We start from the raw sequence: 18,394 nt of genomic DNA on the forward strand, positions 1-18,394 counted from the left end.
CTTATTCCTTTGTATTTATTGTCGCCATAACTTGACCTAGAGCAATTCCACCGTCATTAGGAGGAATTGCATTCGAGATTATAGCCTTAGGGAATCTATCTAAGACTAGACCTAAAAGTACCCTATTTTGGAATACCCCACCACTTAAAACTAATGGTAAATCATAAGGTTCATATACTTTAACTATTACTTCAACTAAAGTATAAAAAAACTTACTCACAGCAATTGAGATATCTTTTTCTTTTAACAGTAAGGGAAGAATAGGAAGTATATCTATTTTTTCATTTTCATAATTAAAAGGATAGTATCCTATAACTGAACTATCAAATAACTCTTCAAGTAACATTCCACTTTCACCTTCAAAACTCATAACTTGGCAAATACCAAGTAAGGATGCAACTGCATCAAATAATCTTCCTACTGAAGAACTTAATGGTGAATTTAATCCTTTTTCCCATGCCGTATAATACGCTCTAAGTTCTACAGATGAGAATGCTCTTGTAGTAGGATTATCCAAGTTAAAAACATCTTTTCCATAAAGACTAAAAAGTATTGATAGAGCTACACGTCGTGGTTCTTTAATAGCTTTTGCACCACCTAGGAGTTTAAAGTATTCTAGAGAAGCAATTCTCTTATAATCTTCAAAGTCACATACCATAAACTCACCACCCCAAAGCATACCATCATCTCCATAACCTGTACCATCAAATGCTACGCCAAAGACTTTACTCTTTATGTTTTTTTCTGCCATTACTGCTAATATGTGTGAATAATGATGTTGAACTTTTTTAGCTATTATGTCTTTATTTGTCTTTATTATTTTATTTGCAACCTTTGTTGATTCATAATTTGGATGTTTATCATAAGCAATAACTTTTGCTTTAAAGTTGTATATACGCTCTAAAGTTTCAATATTTTTTTCATAATATTCAACAGATGAGATGCTATGTAAATCTCCAATATGAGGAGATAAGATAACTTGATTATTAAAACCAATAGCTATAGTACTTTTTTGATTAGCCCCAAGAGCTAGAACATTATTTTTTAGAAAAAAAGGTATAGTAACACGTATGGGAGCATAACCTCGAGAACGTCGAATCGCAACTTCTTTCTCTTTTACGACCATAAATACAGAATCATCACATCCATTGATAATATCACGGTTATGATCTAACACATAGTCATATATTTCTTGTAACTTCTCTAAACTCTCAAGATTAGTGCAAATCGGTTCATCTGTGACATTAGCAGAAGTAGCTACAATAGGAGACTTTAGCTTTTTTAACAAAAGTAAGTGAAGTGGAGTGTATGGTAGGAAAAGTCCTATATAAGAAATATTTGGTGCAATATTATTTAAATGCTTATTCTTTTTTTTAACAATAACAATAGGTCGTTCTTTAGAAAGTAAAAGATTTTCTTCTTGTTTAGAAATAATTGCAAGTTCTCTTGCCATTTTCATATCGCTTACCATTACTGCAAAAGGTTTAGTTTCTCTTTTCTTTCTTTTTCTCAACTCTTGTATGGAATTTTCATTACTTGCATCACATATTAAGTGGTATCCTCCTACACCTTTAAGTGCTAAAATTTTACCTTCTTGTAATAATTTAACTGTTTTATCTACTTCATTTCTTGTATCTACTAATTTACCTAAATTATCCATTAATTTTAGTTTTGGTCCACAATCATAACATCCAATAGGCTGGGCATGATAACGTCTATCTAAGGGGTTATTATATTCTAACTCACATGTCTTACACATCTTAAATGTTTTCATTGATGTTTGTTTTCTATCATAAGGTAAATTATAGATTATAGAGTAGCGTACACCACAGTGCGTACAGTTTATAAAAGGATATCCATATCGACGATTTTTAGGGTCTAAGAGTTCTCTTTCACATTCTTTACAAATACTTACATCAGGAGGAATATTAACAACTACATCACCCTTACTTTTAGTTTTGATAATTTCAAAACTATCAAAAGTTTTATATTCAATCTCTTTATGTTCAATAGTATCAATCTTAGATAAAAGAGGATATTCATATTCTATGGCTATTAAAAACTGTTTAAGTGTAAGGACATCACTATTAATAATTATTTCAACACCACTACTATTATTACTCACAGTACCTGTTAATAGGTATCTTTGAGCTAAGGTGTAAATAAAAGGACGAAAACCAACACCTTGCACAGTACCTGTAATATTTATTTTATAAGTACAAAGCTCCATGTGCCGCATTCTCCTTACCTATAGGGAAATTTTTACTCATAAGAGGATTTTTTACTCCAAGAGTTTTTTGTATTCTTCCATAGAGTGATTGATTAGCAAAAGTTTCACCTGTAAGAACTACAATATTACTTTCTACTTTATCACAAAGTTGAGGAACAAGTTCTCCAATATAATCACCAAAAGATTCATAAATACTATAACACATAAAATTATTTGCTACATCTCCCAGTTGATAAGACATAATACTTGTTAAAAATGCATAATTATCAAAACGGTTATCTTTAACTTTCGTATCTATTTGTAATCCACCTTTACCTAAAAAACTAACTGCCTCAGCTGATATTCCCTCAAAACTTTCATTTTCAAGGCCAAGCGTAATAGCTGTTACTTCAAAGATATCCATATTTCCTTCTAAATTATCTAAACGTTCCCAAACATCAGGATAAACCTTTTTATAATTATTGACTAATCTATCTGAGCCATCTCTAAGTGTACTTATTTTTTCCCATAAGTTATCAGATTCAAATGGTATAGCTGGCACTGCATTAATAACCTGTTTTCCATTATAATACAAAAAGTTCAACGTTCCATCAAAGTGAACACCAATAGCTTTTTTCCCAACTTTACCATGTTCTGCTAGTACAGATAACATCGAAGCTTTATATTGTTCAAATTGTTTTTCATTGGGATGTCCACTATCAAAACCTTCTGTATCTAATACATAAAGTTCTGAGGTAAATACAGAATCAAACAAGTTATATGAATCTATAATTTGTTTTTCATCAACACTTACACAAGCTAAACCATGAGCTACTGTAACTCTGTCTTTTTCACTCTCAACTAAAGAAGGATATATAATACGTTCACCTGAAATAAAAAACTTTTTATCTTGATTTATAAACAGTTTTGTATCTTTTTGTGTATTAATAGGCATATCAAAATCAACTAAGAAATCAGCTTGTTCATCACTACTACATTCTATATAAGCCATATACTCTAAACCATGTTTCACCGCTTCAGCTGCTAAAAGCATAGTCATTCCATCATCTGGATATTTAACTAAAGCAGAAGAACCATAAAGTTTTTTCATTACGTCACTTTTTGTTGCAACTCTTAACAATGGACGTTCTATACTCATTAAGGCATTAAATTCTTGTTCAACTAGCATTAAATGTTGGTTAAAACCAGAAGTACTTACCATAAGTAGTGTTGATAATCCAATACTTTCTTTTGTAGACTTATCTAAATTATGTGCTAATGTATTTAAACCTAAATCAACTTTACTAGTTCCAAATTTCATTTTTTCTATTCCATCTGAATTATGATTAGGATAAAAAAACTTTCTGTACCCATGCATTGTTTTCATAAGAACAGTTTTACCTTTGCTTATAGCACCTGCACTTACTTTAAAAAGGTTGTGATAATCACCCTTATTTAAAGCCATATATTCTGTTTCAGTATTAAGCATACGTAAACCTATACCACATTCAATACATGATATAAGAGGGTAATCTTTACGTAAAGAATTATCTGCTTTCTCCTTTTCACATGCCAAACAAGGTACTAAAAACTTCATTGTTGTATTTGCTCGAATATACGGATATTTACTTAAAAATTGATGTTGAGAACCACAACTATTACATGAAGTAAAAGGATAATAAAAACGACGTGAACTTACATCAAACATCTCTTTTTGACAATTTGGACAAGGTGCAATATTAATAGGAAGATTCGCTTCCTCTAAAGGTAAGATAGATGGTTTATCTTCGCTAAAATAATGTTTTGCATTACCTAAAAACAATGAGGCAGGTAAAATATTTTCTATATCTAATAAAAAAGTTTCTAATTTTTCATCGTCTTGATTGAAAATCATAACTATTTTATCTTTTGTTTGAATTATATCTACTTCAATACTTACTTTTTTTGCATATCCACGTATTAAGTTTGTTATATAATTCTTATTGGAACTAAATTCTATCTCAAAGATAAAGTACATTGATTTTCCTGATTTTAAATTTTTATTTACTAAATAAGTTTTGACATATCTGTAAAGTCTGCAATTTTAGGATTTGCATAGTCTTCAATTATACTTACAAAACTTACTTCAGCAGATTTTTTTCTTTTAAGTTCAATACCAGAGTTTTTTAATTCATAAAGTGTTTCTTCAACAAGTGCAGGCATATGTTCTAATGCCTCTGGAGTCATAGCATTTTTAACATCAATAATATCGTGTGGGACCATTGTAATAAGTTGTACTTCGCCCATCTGTTCATGAAATGAACATATTTCAATCATCATTGTAATTTCTACTTCATTAGCAGTTTTACGTGTATCAGAATCATTTGCCATTACTTGCTCAGAATTTTCAGAACTAATTGTACCAACAGGACCTTCTTTAGAACCTGTTCCTACAATAATAACCTTGTCATATTCTTGATAATAAGTCATAAGAGTAAATCCTAAAGTACCACCCTCAACAATAGTTAGTTTAGGATGGTCTTCATAATTTTCTTCAATATATTTTACAAGATATGCACCTAATCCTTCATCATGAAACATTATGTTTCCAATGCCAATAAGTGCTATTCTTTCATACTCCAATTTACGCTTCTTTATCAGTTTTTACAAATTTATCACCACCAATAACAATAGCAATATCTCCTTCTTTCCAAAAGATTGTACGCCATACTTGATAGTAAACATGGAAAACTATCCATGTAATTAAAAGCCACATAGTCAAATGGTGCGAAATACGTACATCCATTATATTTGCACCCGTAGCTGTTGTACCAACCATCCATGAACTAACAACTTGAGTCCAGTCTGTTGTTGCATGTAACATCCAAGGCCACCATGCTCCAATACTACTTTCTCCTGATCCTAAGCCATGTACATACATTTGTAGACCTGTAAAAAGCATCCATCCTAAAAGCAAATGGAAAATCAAAAAATAAACAGAATTGAAACTATCACTATGTGTCGAATCAAATTCCTTCCGTCGGTTAAGTGTTACTAAGTTTAAAAATACTTCAGCAAACTCTTTAATATTTTTCCATGTAGGGATAACCTTTTTCCATGGCTTTTCAAAACGTGAAAAGAAAAAAAGATAAGCAATAATAACAGAAGTAACATCAAAAATAATAGCCACCATAAAGTGACCCCATCGATTCCAAGCCATTACATATTTGTCCACAGCATCATCAGCCATAAAAGTCTGATAATACGGTGCAGCAATATAAAGACCAGTAGCAATTGCTACTATCATAGAGAAAACATTAACCCAATGAATAATTCTCATTGCAGGAGTCATACGTCTTATACGTTTATATCCTTCTTTATTCGCCACAATTTACTCCTTAAAATGCACTAGTAGGGTCAACTTTATATACAGCTAACTCCTTACCATTAGTGTCCATAACATGTACAGCACAAGCGATACAAGGGTCAAAGCTATGTATAGTCCTAATAATTTCTAGTGGTTCTTCAGGATTGGCAACTTTAGTTCCTATAAGCGATGCTTCATAGGCTCCAATTTCACCATTAGGTCCTCTTGGACCTGCATTCCAAGTTGATGGAACAACCGCTTGAAAGTTAGATACTAATCCATCTTTAATAACAATCCAATGACCTAATGCTCCCCTAGGAGCTTCTGCCATACCTCTACCTTTACAGTCTTTACTTACTTCATCAAAATCAAACTTTGTCCAAGTACTAAGGTCACCAGATGCAGCATTTTTTGCAAGTTCAGATGCCCAAACCTCCATACCATCAGCAATCATTTCTGTTTCAATAGCACGAGCTGCTGTTCTTCCAACAGTAGAAAAAAGTACGGTAATAGGTAAACCAGAACGTTTAAGGAAATTACCAACATACTTCTTAATATTTTTATCCCCTTTTACATATCCAATAACCATACGAGCTAAAGGTCCAACTTCTACTTTACGTCCATCATAAAGTGGAGATTTTATCCAAGAATATTTACCTTCAGTTTTTAAATAAGCATATCCATCATCTTTTTTATCAAGTCCTGTATATTCAGGAACAGTTGTTCCAACATAAGGATGTTCTGGAGCACCAGTACCTTCAAACCACGAATGAGTAACATCTTCAGTAATTTTATCTTCGTCAAGTTCATATACTTTAGAGATATCTCCATCAAGAACTACACCAGATGGTAAAAACAGTGCTGAGTTATAAAAACCAGTATCATCAAGTCTAAAATCACCATATGACATATAAGATAATAGTCCTCCACCAGAACCACCAATACCTTTTCCTAGTGTACCTTTATGTTTAGTAGCGTGAAAAGATTGAGAAGAATCTGTTGCTTCTGGTGCATATGCTGTACCAGCCATGTAAATATCAGGAAGGTATGCTCTTTTAACAAAATCTGTTGTTTCTCTTAATAACTCTTGAAAAAGTGCTATACGAGCAGGGTTTTGTATATCTTGAACACATGTAACTCCACCTACAACTATTGATTGAGGATGTGGTGATTTACCACCAAAAAGTGCATGCATTTTAGACATACGTCTTTGTACATCAAGTCCTTGAAGATAATGAGCCACACCAATAAGATTTTGTTCAGGTGTTAACTTATAGCCTTTATTTCCCCAATATCCATTTCCAAAGATACCTAAACGACCTTCTTTGGCAAATTTTACAATTCGGTCTTGTATATTTTTAAAGTCTGTAGCACCTGATATATAAGGTGTTGTTCCTGCTGCTTTCGCCCATTTTACAGCTTCTTTTGCAGTAGCTTCTGGATCTGCTTTAGTTGCAGATATAATATCAACAAAATCTAAAGCATGTAAATGATAAAAATGAACAAAGTGATCATGTACTTGAAGTGCACCTTGAATAAGATTTCTTACAATACGAGCATTTTTTGGAATAGTTACATTAAATGCATCTTCAACAGCTTCAATAGATCTTTGGTAGTGAGTACCTGTACAAACACCACAAATACGCATCGTCATTAAACCAACGTCTCTAGGATCTCTATTTTTTACAATAGTTTCAATCCCTCTAAACATTGTAGAAGAACTCCATGCATCAGTAATAGTATTATCTTTATCGATTACTGCTTCAATTCTTAAATGCCCTTCAATTCTAGTAATTGGATCAACAATAATATGTTTATTACCGTTTACATCTGTTTGATGGAAGTTACCATCTTTTCCATGTAATTTACTCATTTATTTCTCCTGCTTCTTTTTTCCCCGCAACTGCACTTGCTGCTGCATGTATAGCTATACCAACACCAGCTGCTGTTAATAATCCAAGTCCAAATTCATCTACAGTTTTTTCAACTCCACCCGTTGGAGCTTTAATATTAGCGTTTGCCATTGGTCTTTCATACGCGTATTTATCCCAGAAATCTGGTTCAGAACATCCTATACAACCACGACCTACCCCAATTGGCCAATTGACACCTTCGTTATATCGAATAATAGAACAGTTATTAAAAGTCATAGGACCTTTACACCCTACTTTATAAAGACAGAAGTTATTTTTAGCACCTTCATCTCCCCATTCCTCAACATACTCTCCTGCATCAAAGTGTGCACGTCTTTCACAGTTATCGTGAATTCTATATCCAAATGCAAATTTAGGACGTAAAAGTGAATCAAGTTCAGGAATTGAACCCGTAAGTACATAGTGTAAAATTACACCAACCATATTAGATGGGTTTGCAGGACAAGCTGGAATATTTATAAGTGGCTTACCTTTAACTACATCCATTACTCCAACTGCATCAGTTGGGTTTGGTGCTGCAGCTGGAATACCACCATAAGTAGCACAAGAACCTACAGCAACAATTGCAGCTGCACCTTCTGAAGCTCTATGTAAATGCTCAACAAAAGTTTCTCCTGTAGCACCAATAGTTCCATAATTTCCATTCATACCTAAAGGTACCGCACCTTCAACAAAAAGTAAATACTTACCTTTAAAGTGTTCCATTGCATCATTCATTTGTTTTTCAGCTTGATGACCAGAAGCAGCTTGAAGTGTTTCATGAAATTCTAAAGAAATAATATCTAAAATAATCTCATCAATTTTTGGTCCATCAGAACGTAATAGTGCTTCTGAGTTACCTGCACAATCTTGAAGCTCTAACCAAATAACTGGCACCCTATTCATAAGTACGGCAGCTTCGGCTACAAGTGGTGTAAATGAAGCAGGAAGCATTAACATAGCTGTAGTTGCTGATGCCCATTTCAAGAAATCTCGTCGTTCAAGACCTTGTTCTTCTATACTCTCAGTAAAATCCATTCTATTATTAAGGGGAGCGAGTTTTTTTAAATCCTCAATCCTCTCTTGACAGGATGCATATAAATTTTCATAATAAGTATCACCTTTATTTGTATCAACTTGTGCACTTTCAGCTGTAAAAAGTTTTTTGACAGATTCATCATTTGCTATATTCATTATCTTCCCCTTTTTTTAATCAATTGAATACTCATTCAATTGAATAACCATTCAGTTATAGTATTTTATAATAACTTAAAGATACATTAATAATAATCACTTTTAATATTAAGTAATATTACTTTAAATTATTGGGAATAATTAAGAGAAAGAGATTAATGTGTTGTACATACAGAGCATACATCAAATGTACGGAAGATAAAAAGTGCTTCTTCTTTTGTATTTCCAAGCATTGTTTTTTGAACAGGAGTTAATTTATTTTTAGAAGAACTTCCAATATTCCACTGAGTAGGAGTAATAATTTCATAATTTTTAATCATTCCTTTTTCTATAGTGATTTTATGGATTAAAGGTCCACGTGGTGCTTCAACTATACCTACTCCACTCGCAGTTATTTTTTCTATAGGCATAGGTTTATTGTATGAATTCTCTGTAATAGAAACTGAACTCAACAGTTCATTAGCATATTTCATTAAATGTGCTAATTCATATATACGTGCAAGTACACGAGAATAAGCACTATCTTTATATCGTCTATGAATATTTTTAATTAAAGGTATTTGTAAAGACATCATCCTAGACAAAGAACCAACTTCGTAATAATCATCTTTATACATGGCATTTCTTGCATAAGTTTTTTCATTTGGAGAGTATGACTTTATTGTGCTTACATGCTTAACATCAACACTAAAAGGACGTGTTTGATTCATTTTAATAGGCTTAGAAAAAAGATGATTACCTAAAACTATAAATCTATCATAAGCTAATCCTTTTTCTTGCATGCCTAATTCCAGTAAATGTTCTACAATTTTGGATACATCAGCATTACCTAAAGATAGTTCTTTAGGTGTTTTATATGCTAAAAAATCATCTAAGTTAACACCCAAACTTTCTTTTTCAAAAAAATGTATAAGATCTTTAAGTAAGCCTTGTGCCTGCAAAATTTCTATATATGTTGGGTCAGAAGTGATTCCACCTGGAATCATATATGAAGAGTGAGGCCATTGTCCTCCAAGAAGTGCTATTGCCTTAGTGGCTAAACTAGCTCCATAGGCACCTTTTAAAGCACGACTTTCTTCATTAGACTTTCTTAATTTTGAAAGTTCTGGCATCAGTACCATATATACCCATTTTAAATGGTTTTGGATAATCTCCATTACTAAAGTAAACTCTCGTATTTTTTTTGCTTTTGTACTTAATTGTACTTCATAACCAGCATTTTTATAGGCATCTTCAATAGCTCTTACACTTGCTAGTAAATGTGCATGTCCACATATTCCACATACACGAGGAGTTATTACCAATGCATCAAGAGCATCTTTTCCTTTTAAAATATTTTCAATACCACGAAAATGGGGAAATGCAATAGTAGAAAAACTAACTTTCTCATTTTTCATATCAAAATAAACAGAGGCTTCGCCTTCAATTTGATCAATCAGTTGTTTTGTAATCAATAAGTTTTCCTTCTAATCTTTTAATACTAAATGTTTTTGTTATCCCTGTAACAGTTAAATATGCTCGTTTAGGTACGCCAAGAGGCACATCTTGAGGTATTGACATATTTGTTTTTGTACTGTAAAGGTTTGATCTTGGAAAATCAGGTTCTGTACAACCAAAACATGGCGTTCCAACACGTGTTTTAGAACTAACTTCATTCCAGAGAATTTTATTACAAGAAGCATGTGTCATAGGACCACGGCATCCTTGTTCGTAAAACATGCAACCTTCTTTTTCACCAAAACTTTTTGTATCAATTTTCCATTCAAAGTATTCATTTCTTGTACATCCATGATGAGCAAGGTTACTATACAATTCTAAAGGTCTATGAAGTTCATCAAGTAGTACTTCTCTTTTACTTATAATCATATTTAATGTATAACTAAGCCATTCAGGATGAATTGGACATCCTGAGAGATTAATCACTTTAGTTTTAGAATTAAGTAATGGTCCATATTCTTCTTCTTCATTAAATATAAGCCCACTATTACGTTCAGGAGCAGAAGCCTTAAATATTCCACCAAAACTTGCACAACTCCCTAAAGCAATAACATATTTTGCGTTTTTTGAATAATATTTCAAAATATCTTTAACTAATACATCATTTCTTTTTAAAAGAGGATCATATGCTCCTTCAAAAATTAGCACATCGCATGAAGTTTCTAACAAAGTAATTTCTTCAAGGGTATTGGAACATTCCAAAGAAGGATGATACACCATATCAATATTACTAAGTAATGATGGAAGTGATGGTAAGTTTAAAAAAGAATGTATATTTGCATTACAAGTAACCCCTTGTATCCAAATAAGACGAAGTTTAGTTTCGAGATTTAAGGGCATTAAAAATGTTTTCAGAAATATTTTTTTTATATTCGTTTAAAGATTCAGGTAAAATTTCTTCGCCATGTAAAAAAGCCATACCACCTAAGTAACCCATAAAAAGTCCAAAAGCACTAAAGAAATCTTGGTTATGTAACTTACCACATTCAACTCCTTCATCAAAAAAGATCATCATTTCAGTAACAAAAGAAGAAACGCAAATCATTCCCTTACATTCTTCTCCAAAAATTTCACGATTTGATAAATAAACTCGTAGAAAATATTCTATCATTTCAGGTTTTTCTTCAACCATATCAAAATACATTGAAACAATTTTTGAAATCTTTTCTTCCGTACTTATATCTTCTTCATTGATCTTTCTAATTCGTTTACCAAGGTATTCAGAGATAAATAAAACAAGTTCTTTTGCTAGTAAATCTTTTGACGTGAAATAATTATAAAAACTTCCAACACTCATTCCAACATTTTTAGCAATATCAGGGATAGTTGTCGTATAAAAACCTTTTTGCGAAAATAATTTCAATGCAGATAAAACTATAATACTTTTTCGTTCTTCTTTTGTAATTCTTGCCATATAAACTCGTTTCTTATAATTATTTAATTTTTTTATTATAGCATATAATAGAAAAAAAATTGAATGCCTAAAGTATAAGTTTTCTAAGAAACAAATATTAAACTTAAGTTCTTTTAAATGTTATTTTTAAAGTTTAAAAAGATGAATAAAAAGATATTTTTGTAAAAATCATAAAACTCTGAATAGTCTCTTTTTTAGACAAGAGCTTTTTTTGATTACAAAATTTATATATTTATTGCACTCTTACAAAGAATTATTATCTCATGATATTTAAACTCTTCTATTTTAGTTTTTATATCTTGTATAAACTCTTTTTCTAAGTTTGTATTATTTAATAGCTCATAAATCTTTTCATTATCCATGTTATTACAGTAAAGAATTAATTTTTCTAAAAGCTCTTTATCAATATTACAGTAAATTATAGGAATATCTTTTTTTGTTTCTTTATCATATATCAAATCTGCATCTACATACTTTTGCAAAATTAGTAAAAGTTCACTCTCAACTATTGGTTTAGCCATAAAACCATCTGCACCATTATCTAAGGCATTTTTTCTATCTTCATTGAACACATTTGCAGAAACTACAACTATAGGTGTGTTTTTATCTTCTATTCTAATTCTTTTAATAGTTTCTATTCCATTTAATTTAGGCATTAAAATATCCATGAAAATCAAATCAATTTTTTCTTTTTTATAAATATCTAAGGCTTCTAAACCATCTTTAGCTTGAATAGTTTTAAAACCATAATAGTTTAATAATTCAACAAGTAGTTTTCTATTTTCATAAATATCATCCACAACTAAAATAGTTTTACTAAACTCTTTATTTTTAATTCCAAGTATTAAATTTTTATCTTTTATTGTCTGAATAAAATCTTTTGTAGCATTTTCATATGAAACACTAAAATAGAACTTACTTCCTTTTCCTTCTTGGCTTTTTGCATAAATGGTACCACCCATTAAACTAATAAGTTCACTAGTAATTGCTAAACCTAAACCTGTACCATTTTTATTGTAATCCTCTTGTTTAATTTGCTCAAAGGGTTTAAATATCTTTTTTAAATCTATATTATTTATACCAATTCCTGTATCGCTAACTTCAAAAAACAGTTTATTCATACTTTCATATATATATAAATTTATTTCACCTTTTTGTGTGAATTTTAAAGCATTACTTAAAAGATTAATTAGTATTTGTTTTAATCTTTGTCCATCTAAAGTAATATATCTAGGTAGATTTTCATCATATTTAATATTAAAACTTAAACCTTTTGATTTTGATCTAAATAAAAATAAAGCTTCTATTTCTTGTATAGTCTCATAAAGATCAATTGTTTTTGGAATAATTTCTATTTTTCCTGCTTCTATTTTTGATAACTCTAAAATCTCATTTATAATGTTTAGTAAATAGTTTGCACTTTTTTTAACAGTTTGAAGATTGTCTTTTTCACTTGTATTAATATTGTTTGATTTAGAAAGTAGATTTGAAAAACCTAATATTGCATTTAAAGGAGTTCTTAACTCATGACTCATTCTTGCTAAAAATATTGACTTTGATTTATTTGCACTTTGGGCATCATTAATCGCAAGTTTGAGTTCTTTTTGACTGGCTATTAATTTTTGAGTGTTATCTTTAAATATTTTAACTGCTCCTATCATATCACCTACTTCATCTTGATAAGTACTTCTGTCTAAATCAACATCCATATCATTTGATGAAAGTTTAAGCATCAAAATTCTTAATAAATCAATAGGATATACAATTCTAAAAAGAATAATAAAAGATGATAGTAAAAAGATAATTACTGAAAATAAAACAATAACATTTACATAAAACTCTAACTCTTTTACTTTTTCTTGTGATTCATCTACTGCTTTTTTAGTTCTTAATTCTAAGGCTTTGTAAAATTTATCTAAAGGTTGCATTATTCTAATTTTTGCTTCATGATATTCATCTGAATGCATAAGTTCACGTGCTAGTTTAAAATCTGGCTTGTCTTTTATTGTAAATTGCCCCTTTTCATCTTTGAAAATTCCTTTTACTGCATTCATTGCAATTAGTTCTAAAGAGGTTAAAGCATCAGACTCTTTTTGTGATTCAATAAGTAAAATAAGCTCTTCTTTTGAGAAGTTTGCTCTTTTCATAAGTTCACGAAGAGATACCTTTTCTCCTTCTAGTATTAGTTTTTTATCATCTAAAGTATAGAAATCCCAGAATATCCCTTTATATCTTACAGGTCTTGGACTTACACCATTTCTAATATCAAGTACAGTGTTAAATTGCTTTTCAAACATAGGATTACCTGTAATTACATAAGTTCGAGCCATTCTTGTTAAGTCATCACTGCTTTGTCTTAATTCTTGAACTAAAAGTAAAGAGTTATATTGCATTTGGTATGCATTTTCTAATTTTAATGTAGCTTTTTGATATTTATTAACCACAACTGCAACAAAAATAAATGAAACTGTATTTAAAATAAACAGAAACATAAAAAGTTTCTTCAAATTCACGCTATTTCCTTATATCTATCTTATTAAATTTTACTTATAATTTTAACAATAAAAAACAATCAAGAGAAGTTAAAATGGATAAAAAATATACAATACTAATAATTGATGATAAAGTTGAAAACTTAAAGTATTTAAATGAAGTATTAAAAGAAGAAAACTATAAAATCAAAGCTACAATAGATGCCCAGTTTGCAATTAATTCAATTTTAGAAAATCCAGTTGACTTAATTCTTTTAGATATTAAAATGCCTGTATTAAATGGTTTTGAAGTTTGTAAAATCTTAAAGCAAAATGATAATTTAAAAGACATACCAATAATTTTTATTAGTGCTTTAGATGATGTTGATATCAAAGTTAAAGCTTTTGAAAATGGTGGGGTTGATTATATAACTAAACCTTTTGAGCAAAGAGAAGTAAAAGCTAGAATTAAAACCCAATTAGAATTAGCAGGAAGTAAAAAAACTATTGCAAACTTATATAAACAACAAGACTTTTTTTTAAAAAAGATTATTCATGAGATGAATACACCTCTTGGAATAATTACTTTAAATGTTAATAGTTTAGAATCGAATATAGGATTAAAAGATGAGTTTGAAGCTATTAAAGCTTCATGTAAATCTTTATCTTCAATTTATGAAGATATCTATTATTTAAGCAAAAAAGAAAAAAGAATATTAGCTTTAGAAGAAATTGATATGATGCTTTATTTATCTAAAAGAGCCTCTTTTTTTGATGAATTAGCAAATGTTAAAAATATAGATATGGAATTACATTTAGAAGATAATTTCTCTATAAATATGAATAAATATGAACTTGAAAGAGTAATTGATAACACCCTATCAAATGCAATAAAACACTCTTTTGAAAATACAATAATAAATATTTATTTAGAAAAAAATAAAATACGAGTACAAAATAGTGGTCATGAAATAAAATCAAATGATGAAGTTTTTAAAGCTTTTCATCAAGATGATAATGAAAAAGGCTTAGGTTTAGGATTAAGTATTATAAAAGAGATATGTGAAAAATATAAGATAATAATAAATTTACATACAGATAAAAAATATACAGAATTCTCATATGACTTTTCACAAATTTTGATAAGATAAAATATGAAAGTATTTTTACTAGAAGATGATTTTTCATTAAATAAAATCATTACAAACTCACTTAAAAATAGAGGTTTCTTTGTTCATAATTATCATGATGGATACAAAGCCGTTGAAATGATTTTAAATAACTCTTATGATCTTTTTATACTAGATTTAAATGTAATTGGTTTTGATGGTCATCAAATCTTAGAGATTATTAGAAAAAGTGATAAAGACATACCTGTTATAATTATAAGTGCTCAAATTGATATTGAAAACATCCAAAAATCCTATAATCTAGGATGTAATGATTATATAAAAAAACCTTTTGATTTTGAAGAACTATTTTTAAGAATACAATATCACGTACAAAAACTAAAAGTTAGTGATAATTTTCTAACAAATCTTGATAACTCATTCACTTATGATTTATTAAAACAAGAGTTATATTATAAACAGCAAGCTATAGAATTAAGTATAAAAGAGAAACTTTTAATGACTCTTTTTGTTCAGAATTTAAATAATATTACATCAATTGAAATGATTCATGAATATGTTTGGGATTCAAAAGAAATGGAAGCTGTAAGCATGAGAAGTTTGATTCATAAGTTAAAGAAAAAACTCAAAAGTGGTATGATTATAAATGTTCGAGGAGAAGGTTATAAACTAATTAAACACTAGGTCTTTTTTGTTTTATTAAAAATATTATAAAAAAGAGGTATAATCACGTAATTATTACAATAGGAGACATAATGTCGCAAGAAGAAGAAATCCAAATAGATGAAATTCAAGAAGAATCAACTGAAATCATCCCAACTCCAGCTGTTGAAAAAAAAGAATGGGAAGTTGTAAAAAAGCCTAGAAAACCAAAAATCACAAAACTAAATAAAAAAAGAAAAGCTAAAAAAGAAGATAAAAAAGCTTTTGAAAAAAGAAAAGAAGCTAAGAAAAAGAAAGCTAAGAAAAAAGCTAAACTTAAAAAAAATCACAATAAATAAGCATTAATAACATGCTTATTTATAGATAATTTTCTATTACATAATTTACCTCATCAACTAACCTATTTTTATCTTTTGGTAATGTTCCAGCTAGTGCTAAAGAATTTGAAGCATGATTTGATCTAAATATCACTTTATTTATAGGATTTAAAAGCTCTAAAAAATACTTTTGCTCTTCAAGCATTTCTTTTGTACTTAAAAGTTCAAACTCCCCATCAAAGTTTTTAATAAATCTTTCTTTTGTATGAGCTTCTAGCATTAGTTGTAAAGTTGAAAGATATGTAATTTTTATTTGATTTAAGATTTTTGCAGTTTCTTCTATATGAAGATTTGAGTATTTTTTGCCAGCAACTCCAAGTATAACGGTTACTGATATTTTCATACCTGCATCATAAGCTTTATTTAGACCTTCACACATTTTTTTGTTTGAAATTGGTTTTTGTATTCTTTTTAAAACTTCAAAAGAACCACTTTCAATTCCATAATAAATTAAAGTTAAGCCTTTTTCTTTTAATAAATATAGCTCTTCTAAACTCTTATCATGTAAATTAAAAGCAGAAGCATAAACAGACACTCTTCTTAGTTTAGAAAATTTACTATAAGCATATTCTAAAATCTTTACTAAATGATTTGTATCAAGAGCAAGAGCATCACCATCTGCTAAAAACATTTTATTAGCATCTGAATAAAAAGATGCCATTTTATCTATATCTAAAAAAACATCTTTTAGTGGTCTTATTATAAACTCTTTTGATTCATACATTGTACAAAAGGTGCATTTATTAAAACTGCAGCCTAATGTAGCTTGTATAATTACAGAATTTGCTTCAGCAGGTGGTCGATATAAAGGTTGATTATATTCAATCATTTTGTAGTAGTTAAATCTACTATATTTTCATGTATTACTTCATCTTCAACTACTTCTTTTTCTTCTTTTTTTCCAAATAAGTATTTTTGTGAAGTTTTCACAGACAAGTATCTAACCCCTAATAAAAAAATAATAACTCCAGCTAAAACGAATAAGTTTAAATTTACAGCACTTGAAAATAGCTCATTTATAGTTGATAAATTTTCCTTATTAACTTTTACCACATTTACAATAAACTCTCTTAAAGCTAATATTATAAAAGCATCAACAAGTAATGATAAAGCAACTCTCTCTTCTCTAACATAGTTTACAACAGCTCGAACTATTTCTAAAAAGATAATAAAATATAGCATATAGATAATAAAATCCATAAGCATATTTGTGGCAAGTGCAATTATAAAAAGAGCACTTGCTATTGATATTTCTATATACAATTTATCATTAAAAAAGTTTAATATTGTTTTTTTCATATTATCTCTATTTTATATTACTTTTTTAATTGCCAACCAACTTTGTGGTATTTGACTACTTGGTTGATTTGCCATAAAAATAATAGCAGCAATCATACCTCTAGCACTTGAATCTCCACCTGCTCTTGCATTACAAATTAACATATCTTTTAAGTTTGTATACTTACTTAAAAGGTGAATAATTCCAGAGAAACCTTCTGATACATCACAAGCGGGTCCAAATTCTCTTATTGCTTCAAAAGTATCATCTGTTTTACTTTCAAGCCCTTTTTGAACAAAAGCTTGTATTGTAGTATTTGATTCTTGTTTTATACTCTCAATTGCACTTATTACATCTTTTCCATCTAAGCACTCTAATAATACTTTAGCAAAAAATATCGCAGCATTTACAGCTTCTTCTGAATTATGAGTAAGTTTTACAAATTTTTCAACATTTTCCACAAACTCTTTTTTAGAATTAGAAACTAATAATAAAGGTGCGATTCTTCCAACTATAGATAAATCACTTGAGTTTGAACCACTTGGAGTTACATTATTTTTAATATTTTCTAAAGTTTCTCTAGTCGCTCCATCAATATATCCATCATATGATTTTATTCTTTCTTCCCAAAATTTTATATATTCATTTTCTTCAAAAGTTTCTTTATTTTGTAAAAATTCATAAAGCCAATATGTTTGGTCTCCATAATGAGTAAATTCTCCTGCACTTTTATCTTTATGCCATACAGATAAAGGATTATTTAATTCATTCCAATTTAAATCATTTTCTTTTAATTGTTTTTCATCATAAACCCAATGTGAACCTAAACAGTACGCATCTGTAACTAATGATGTTAATATTAATTCTTTTACTTTTTTTTCATCAAACATATATAAATCCT

At 29.4% G+C, this 18,394-nt stretch carries 16 protein-coding genes; 3 read left to right on the top strand and 13 right to left on the bottom strand.

Translation table 11 applies throughout. The features are described from left to right. Nucleotide 1: 1 nt before the first annotated feature. The 10 genes from hypF to KO488_RS04190 all read right to left on the bottom strand — a co-directional run bounded on the left by hypF (nt 2) and on the right by KO488_RS04190 (nt 14,086). Nucleotides 2-2,230, bottom strand: coding sequence for a carbamoyltransferase HypF (gene hypF / locus KO488_RS04145; protein ID WP_216057535.1), 2,229 nt, complete (start codon nt 2,228-2,230; stop codon nt 2-4). Beyond that, nucleotides 2,211-4,226: a hypothetical protein gene (locus tag KO488_RS04150; protein ID WP_216057536.1), complete on the bottom strand. Its 2,016-nt coding sequence runs from the start codon at nt 4,224-4,226 to the stop codon at nt 2,211-2,213. Before KO488_RS04150 ends, hypF begins: the two co-directional genes overlap by 20 nt. A 29-nt stretch (nt 4,227-4,255) precedes the next feature. Next, a complete protein-coding gene (locus KO488_RS04155) occupies nt 4,256-4,831 on the bottom strand; it encodes a HyaD/HybD family hydrogenase maturation endopeptidase (RefSeq protein ID WP_228319005.1) in 576 nt (191 codons plus the stop codon). A gap of 1 nt (nt 4,832) precedes the next feature. Then, entirely contained in the window at nt 4,833-5,540 is a 708-nt protein-coding gene (locus tag KO488_RS04160) for a cytochrome b/b6 domain-containing protein (RefSeq protein ID WP_216057613.1), read from the bottom strand. A 46-nt stretch (nt 5,541-5,586) separates the two neighbouring features. Then, nucleotides 5,587-7,428: a nickel-dependent hydrogenase large subunit gene (locus KO488_RS04165; protein ID WP_216057538.1), complete on the bottom strand. Its 1,842-nt coding sequence runs from the start codon at nt 7,426-7,428 to the stop codon at nt 5,587-5,589. Then, on the bottom strand, nt 7,421-8,662 hold the full coding sequence (locus KO488_RS04170) for a hydrogenase small subunit (protein ID WP_216057539.1): 1,242 nt from the start codon (nt 8,660-8,662) through the stop codon (nt 7,421-7,423). The genes KO488_RS04165 and KO488_RS04170 overlap by 8 nt, the downstream gene beginning before the upstream one ends. A 155-nt stretch (nt 8,663-8,817) precedes the next feature. Continuing rightward, nucleotides 8,818-10,116: a nickel-dependent hydrogenase large subunit gene (locus KO488_RS04175; protein WP_216057540.1), complete on the bottom strand. Its 1,299-nt coding sequence runs from the start codon at nt 10,114-10,116 to the stop codon at nt 8,818-8,820. Beyond that, nucleotides 10,094-10,999, bottom strand: a complete 906-nt coding sequence (locus tag KO488_RS04180) for a hydrogenase (RefSeq protein ID WP_216057541.1) — start codon at nt 10,997-10,999, stop codon at nt 10,094-10,096. The genes KO488_RS04175 and KO488_RS04180 overlap by 23 nt, the downstream gene beginning before the upstream one ends. Further along, nucleotides 10,977-11,573 (bottom strand): TetR/AcrR family transcriptional regulator, encoded by a 597-nt coding sequence (locus tag KO488_RS04185; protein ID WP_216057542.1) that lies wholly within the window; start codon nt 11,571-11,573, stop codon nt 10,977-10,979. The genes KO488_RS04180 and KO488_RS04185 overlap by 23 nt, the downstream gene beginning before the upstream one ends. Before the next feature lie 224 nt (nt 11,574-11,797). Further along, the gene (locus KO488_RS04190) at nt 11,798-14,086 is read right to left on the bottom strand and encodes a response regulator (RefSeq protein WP_216057543.1); all 2,289 of its coding nucleotides are present in this window, start codon (nt 14,084-14,086) and stop codon (nt 11,798-11,800) included. A 74-nt stretch (nt 14,087-14,160) separates the two neighbouring features. On the opposite strand from KO488_RS04190, the gene KO488_RS04195 reads away from it, so the two are divergent. From KO488_RS04195 to KO488_RS04205, 3 genes are all read left to right on the top strand, one after another. Next, nucleotides 14,161-15,195, top strand: a complete 1,035-nt coding sequence (locus tag KO488_RS04195; protein WP_216057544.1) for a hybrid sensor histidine kinase/response regulator — start codon at nt 14,161-14,163, stop codon at nt 15,193-15,195. A gap of 3 nt (nt 15,196-15,198) precedes the next feature. Then, nucleotides 15,199-15,858: a response regulator transcription factor gene (locus KO488_RS04200; RefSeq protein ID WP_216057545.1), complete on the top strand. Its 660-nt coding sequence runs from the start codon at nt 15,199-15,201 to the stop codon at nt 15,856-15,858. 71 nt (nt 15,859-15,929) lie between these two features. Next, a complete protein-coding gene (locus KO488_RS04205; protein ID WP_216057546.1) occupies nt 15,930-16,175 on the top strand; it encodes a hypothetical protein in 246 nt (81 codons plus the stop codon). A gap of 19 nt (nt 16,176-16,194) precedes the next feature. On the opposite strand, the gene KO488_RS04210 is transcribed toward KO488_RS04205, so the two are convergent. Genes KO488_RS04210 through KO488_RS04220 form a run of 3 tightly spaced genes read right to left on the bottom strand, consistent with a single transcriptional unit; the run spans nt 16,195 to nt 18,383 of the window. Further along, nucleotides 16,195-17,043, bottom strand: coding sequence for a radical SAM protein (locus KO488_RS04210; protein WP_216057547.1), 849 nt, complete (start codon nt 17,041-17,043; stop codon nt 16,195-16,197). Further along, nucleotides 17,040-17,513, bottom strand: a complete 474-nt coding sequence (locus tag KO488_RS04215) for a phosphate-starvation-inducible PsiE family protein (RefSeq protein ID WP_216057548.1) — start codon at nt 17,511-17,513, stop codon at nt 17,040-17,042. The genes KO488_RS04210 and KO488_RS04215 overlap by 4 nt, the downstream gene beginning before the upstream one ends. Nucleotides 17,514-17,525: 12 nt before the next feature. After that, the gene (locus tag KO488_RS04220; RefSeq protein ID WP_216057549.1) at nt 17,526-18,383 is read right to left on the bottom strand and encodes an ADP-ribosylglycohydrolase family protein; all 858 of its coding nucleotides are present in this window, start codon (nt 18,381-18,383) and stop codon (nt 17,526-17,528) included. Nucleotides 18,384-18,394: the final 11 nt, after the last annotated feature.

The sequence above is a fragment of the Poseidonibacter lekithochrous genome (genome assembly GCF_018861145.1).
Taxonomy (GTDB): domain Bacteria; phylum Campylobacterota; class Campylobacteria; order Campylobacterales; family Arcobacteraceae; genus Poseidonibacter; species Poseidonibacter lekithochrous_A.

Excerpts from the sequence above, each read along its gene's own strand:
- KO488_RS04185 (WP_216057542.1), bottom strand. The coding sequence starts at position 11,573 with ATGGCAAGAATTACAAAAGAAGAACGAAAAAGTATTATAGTTTTATCT.
- hypF (WP_216057535.1), bottom strand. The coding sequence starts at position 2,230 with ATGGAGCTTTGTACTTATAAAATAAATATTACAGGTACTGTGCAAGGT.
- KO488_RS04210 (WP_216057547.1), bottom strand. The coding sequence starts at position 17,043 with ATGATTGAATATAATCAACCTTTATATCGACCACCTGCTGAAGCAAAT.
- KO488_RS04215 (WP_216057548.1), bottom strand. The coding sequence starts at position 17,513 with ATGAAAAAAACAATATTAAACTTTTTTAATGATAAATTGTATATAGAA.
- KO488_RS04220 (WP_216057549.1), bottom strand. The coding sequence starts at position 18,383 with ATGTTTGATGAAAAAAAAGTAAAAGAATTAATATTAACATCATTAGTT.
- KO488_RS04195 (WP_216057544.1), top strand. The coding sequence starts at position 14,161 with ATGGATAAAAAATATACAATACTAATAATTGATGATAAAGTTGAAAAC.
- KO488_RS04180 (WP_216057541.1), bottom strand. The coding sequence starts at position 10,999 with ATGCCCTTAAATCTCGAAACTAAACTTCGTCTTATTTGGATACAAGGG.
- KO488_RS04205 (WP_216057546.1), top strand. The coding sequence starts at position 15,930 with ATGTCGCAAGAAGAAGAAATCCAAATAGATGAAATTCAAGAAGAATCA.
- KO488_RS04165 (WP_216057538.1), bottom strand. The coding sequence starts at position 7,428 with ATGAGTAAATTACATGGAAAAGATGGTAACTTCCATCAAACAGATGTA.
- KO488_RS04200 (WP_216057545.1), top strand. The coding sequence starts at position 15,199 with ATGAAAGTATTTTTACTAGAAGATGATTTTTCATTAAATAAAATCATT.
- KO488_RS04170 (WP_216057539.1), bottom strand. The coding sequence starts at position 8,662 with ATGAATATAGCAAATGATGAATCTGTCAAAAAACTTTTTACAGCTGAA.
- KO488_RS04150 (WP_216057536.1), bottom strand. The coding sequence starts at position 4,226 with ATGTACTTTATCTTTGAGATAGAATTTAGTTCCAATAAGAATTATATA.
- KO488_RS04160 (WP_216057613.1), bottom strand. The coding sequence starts at position 5,540 with ATGACTCCTGCAATGAGAATTATTCATTGGGTTAATGTTTTCTCTATG.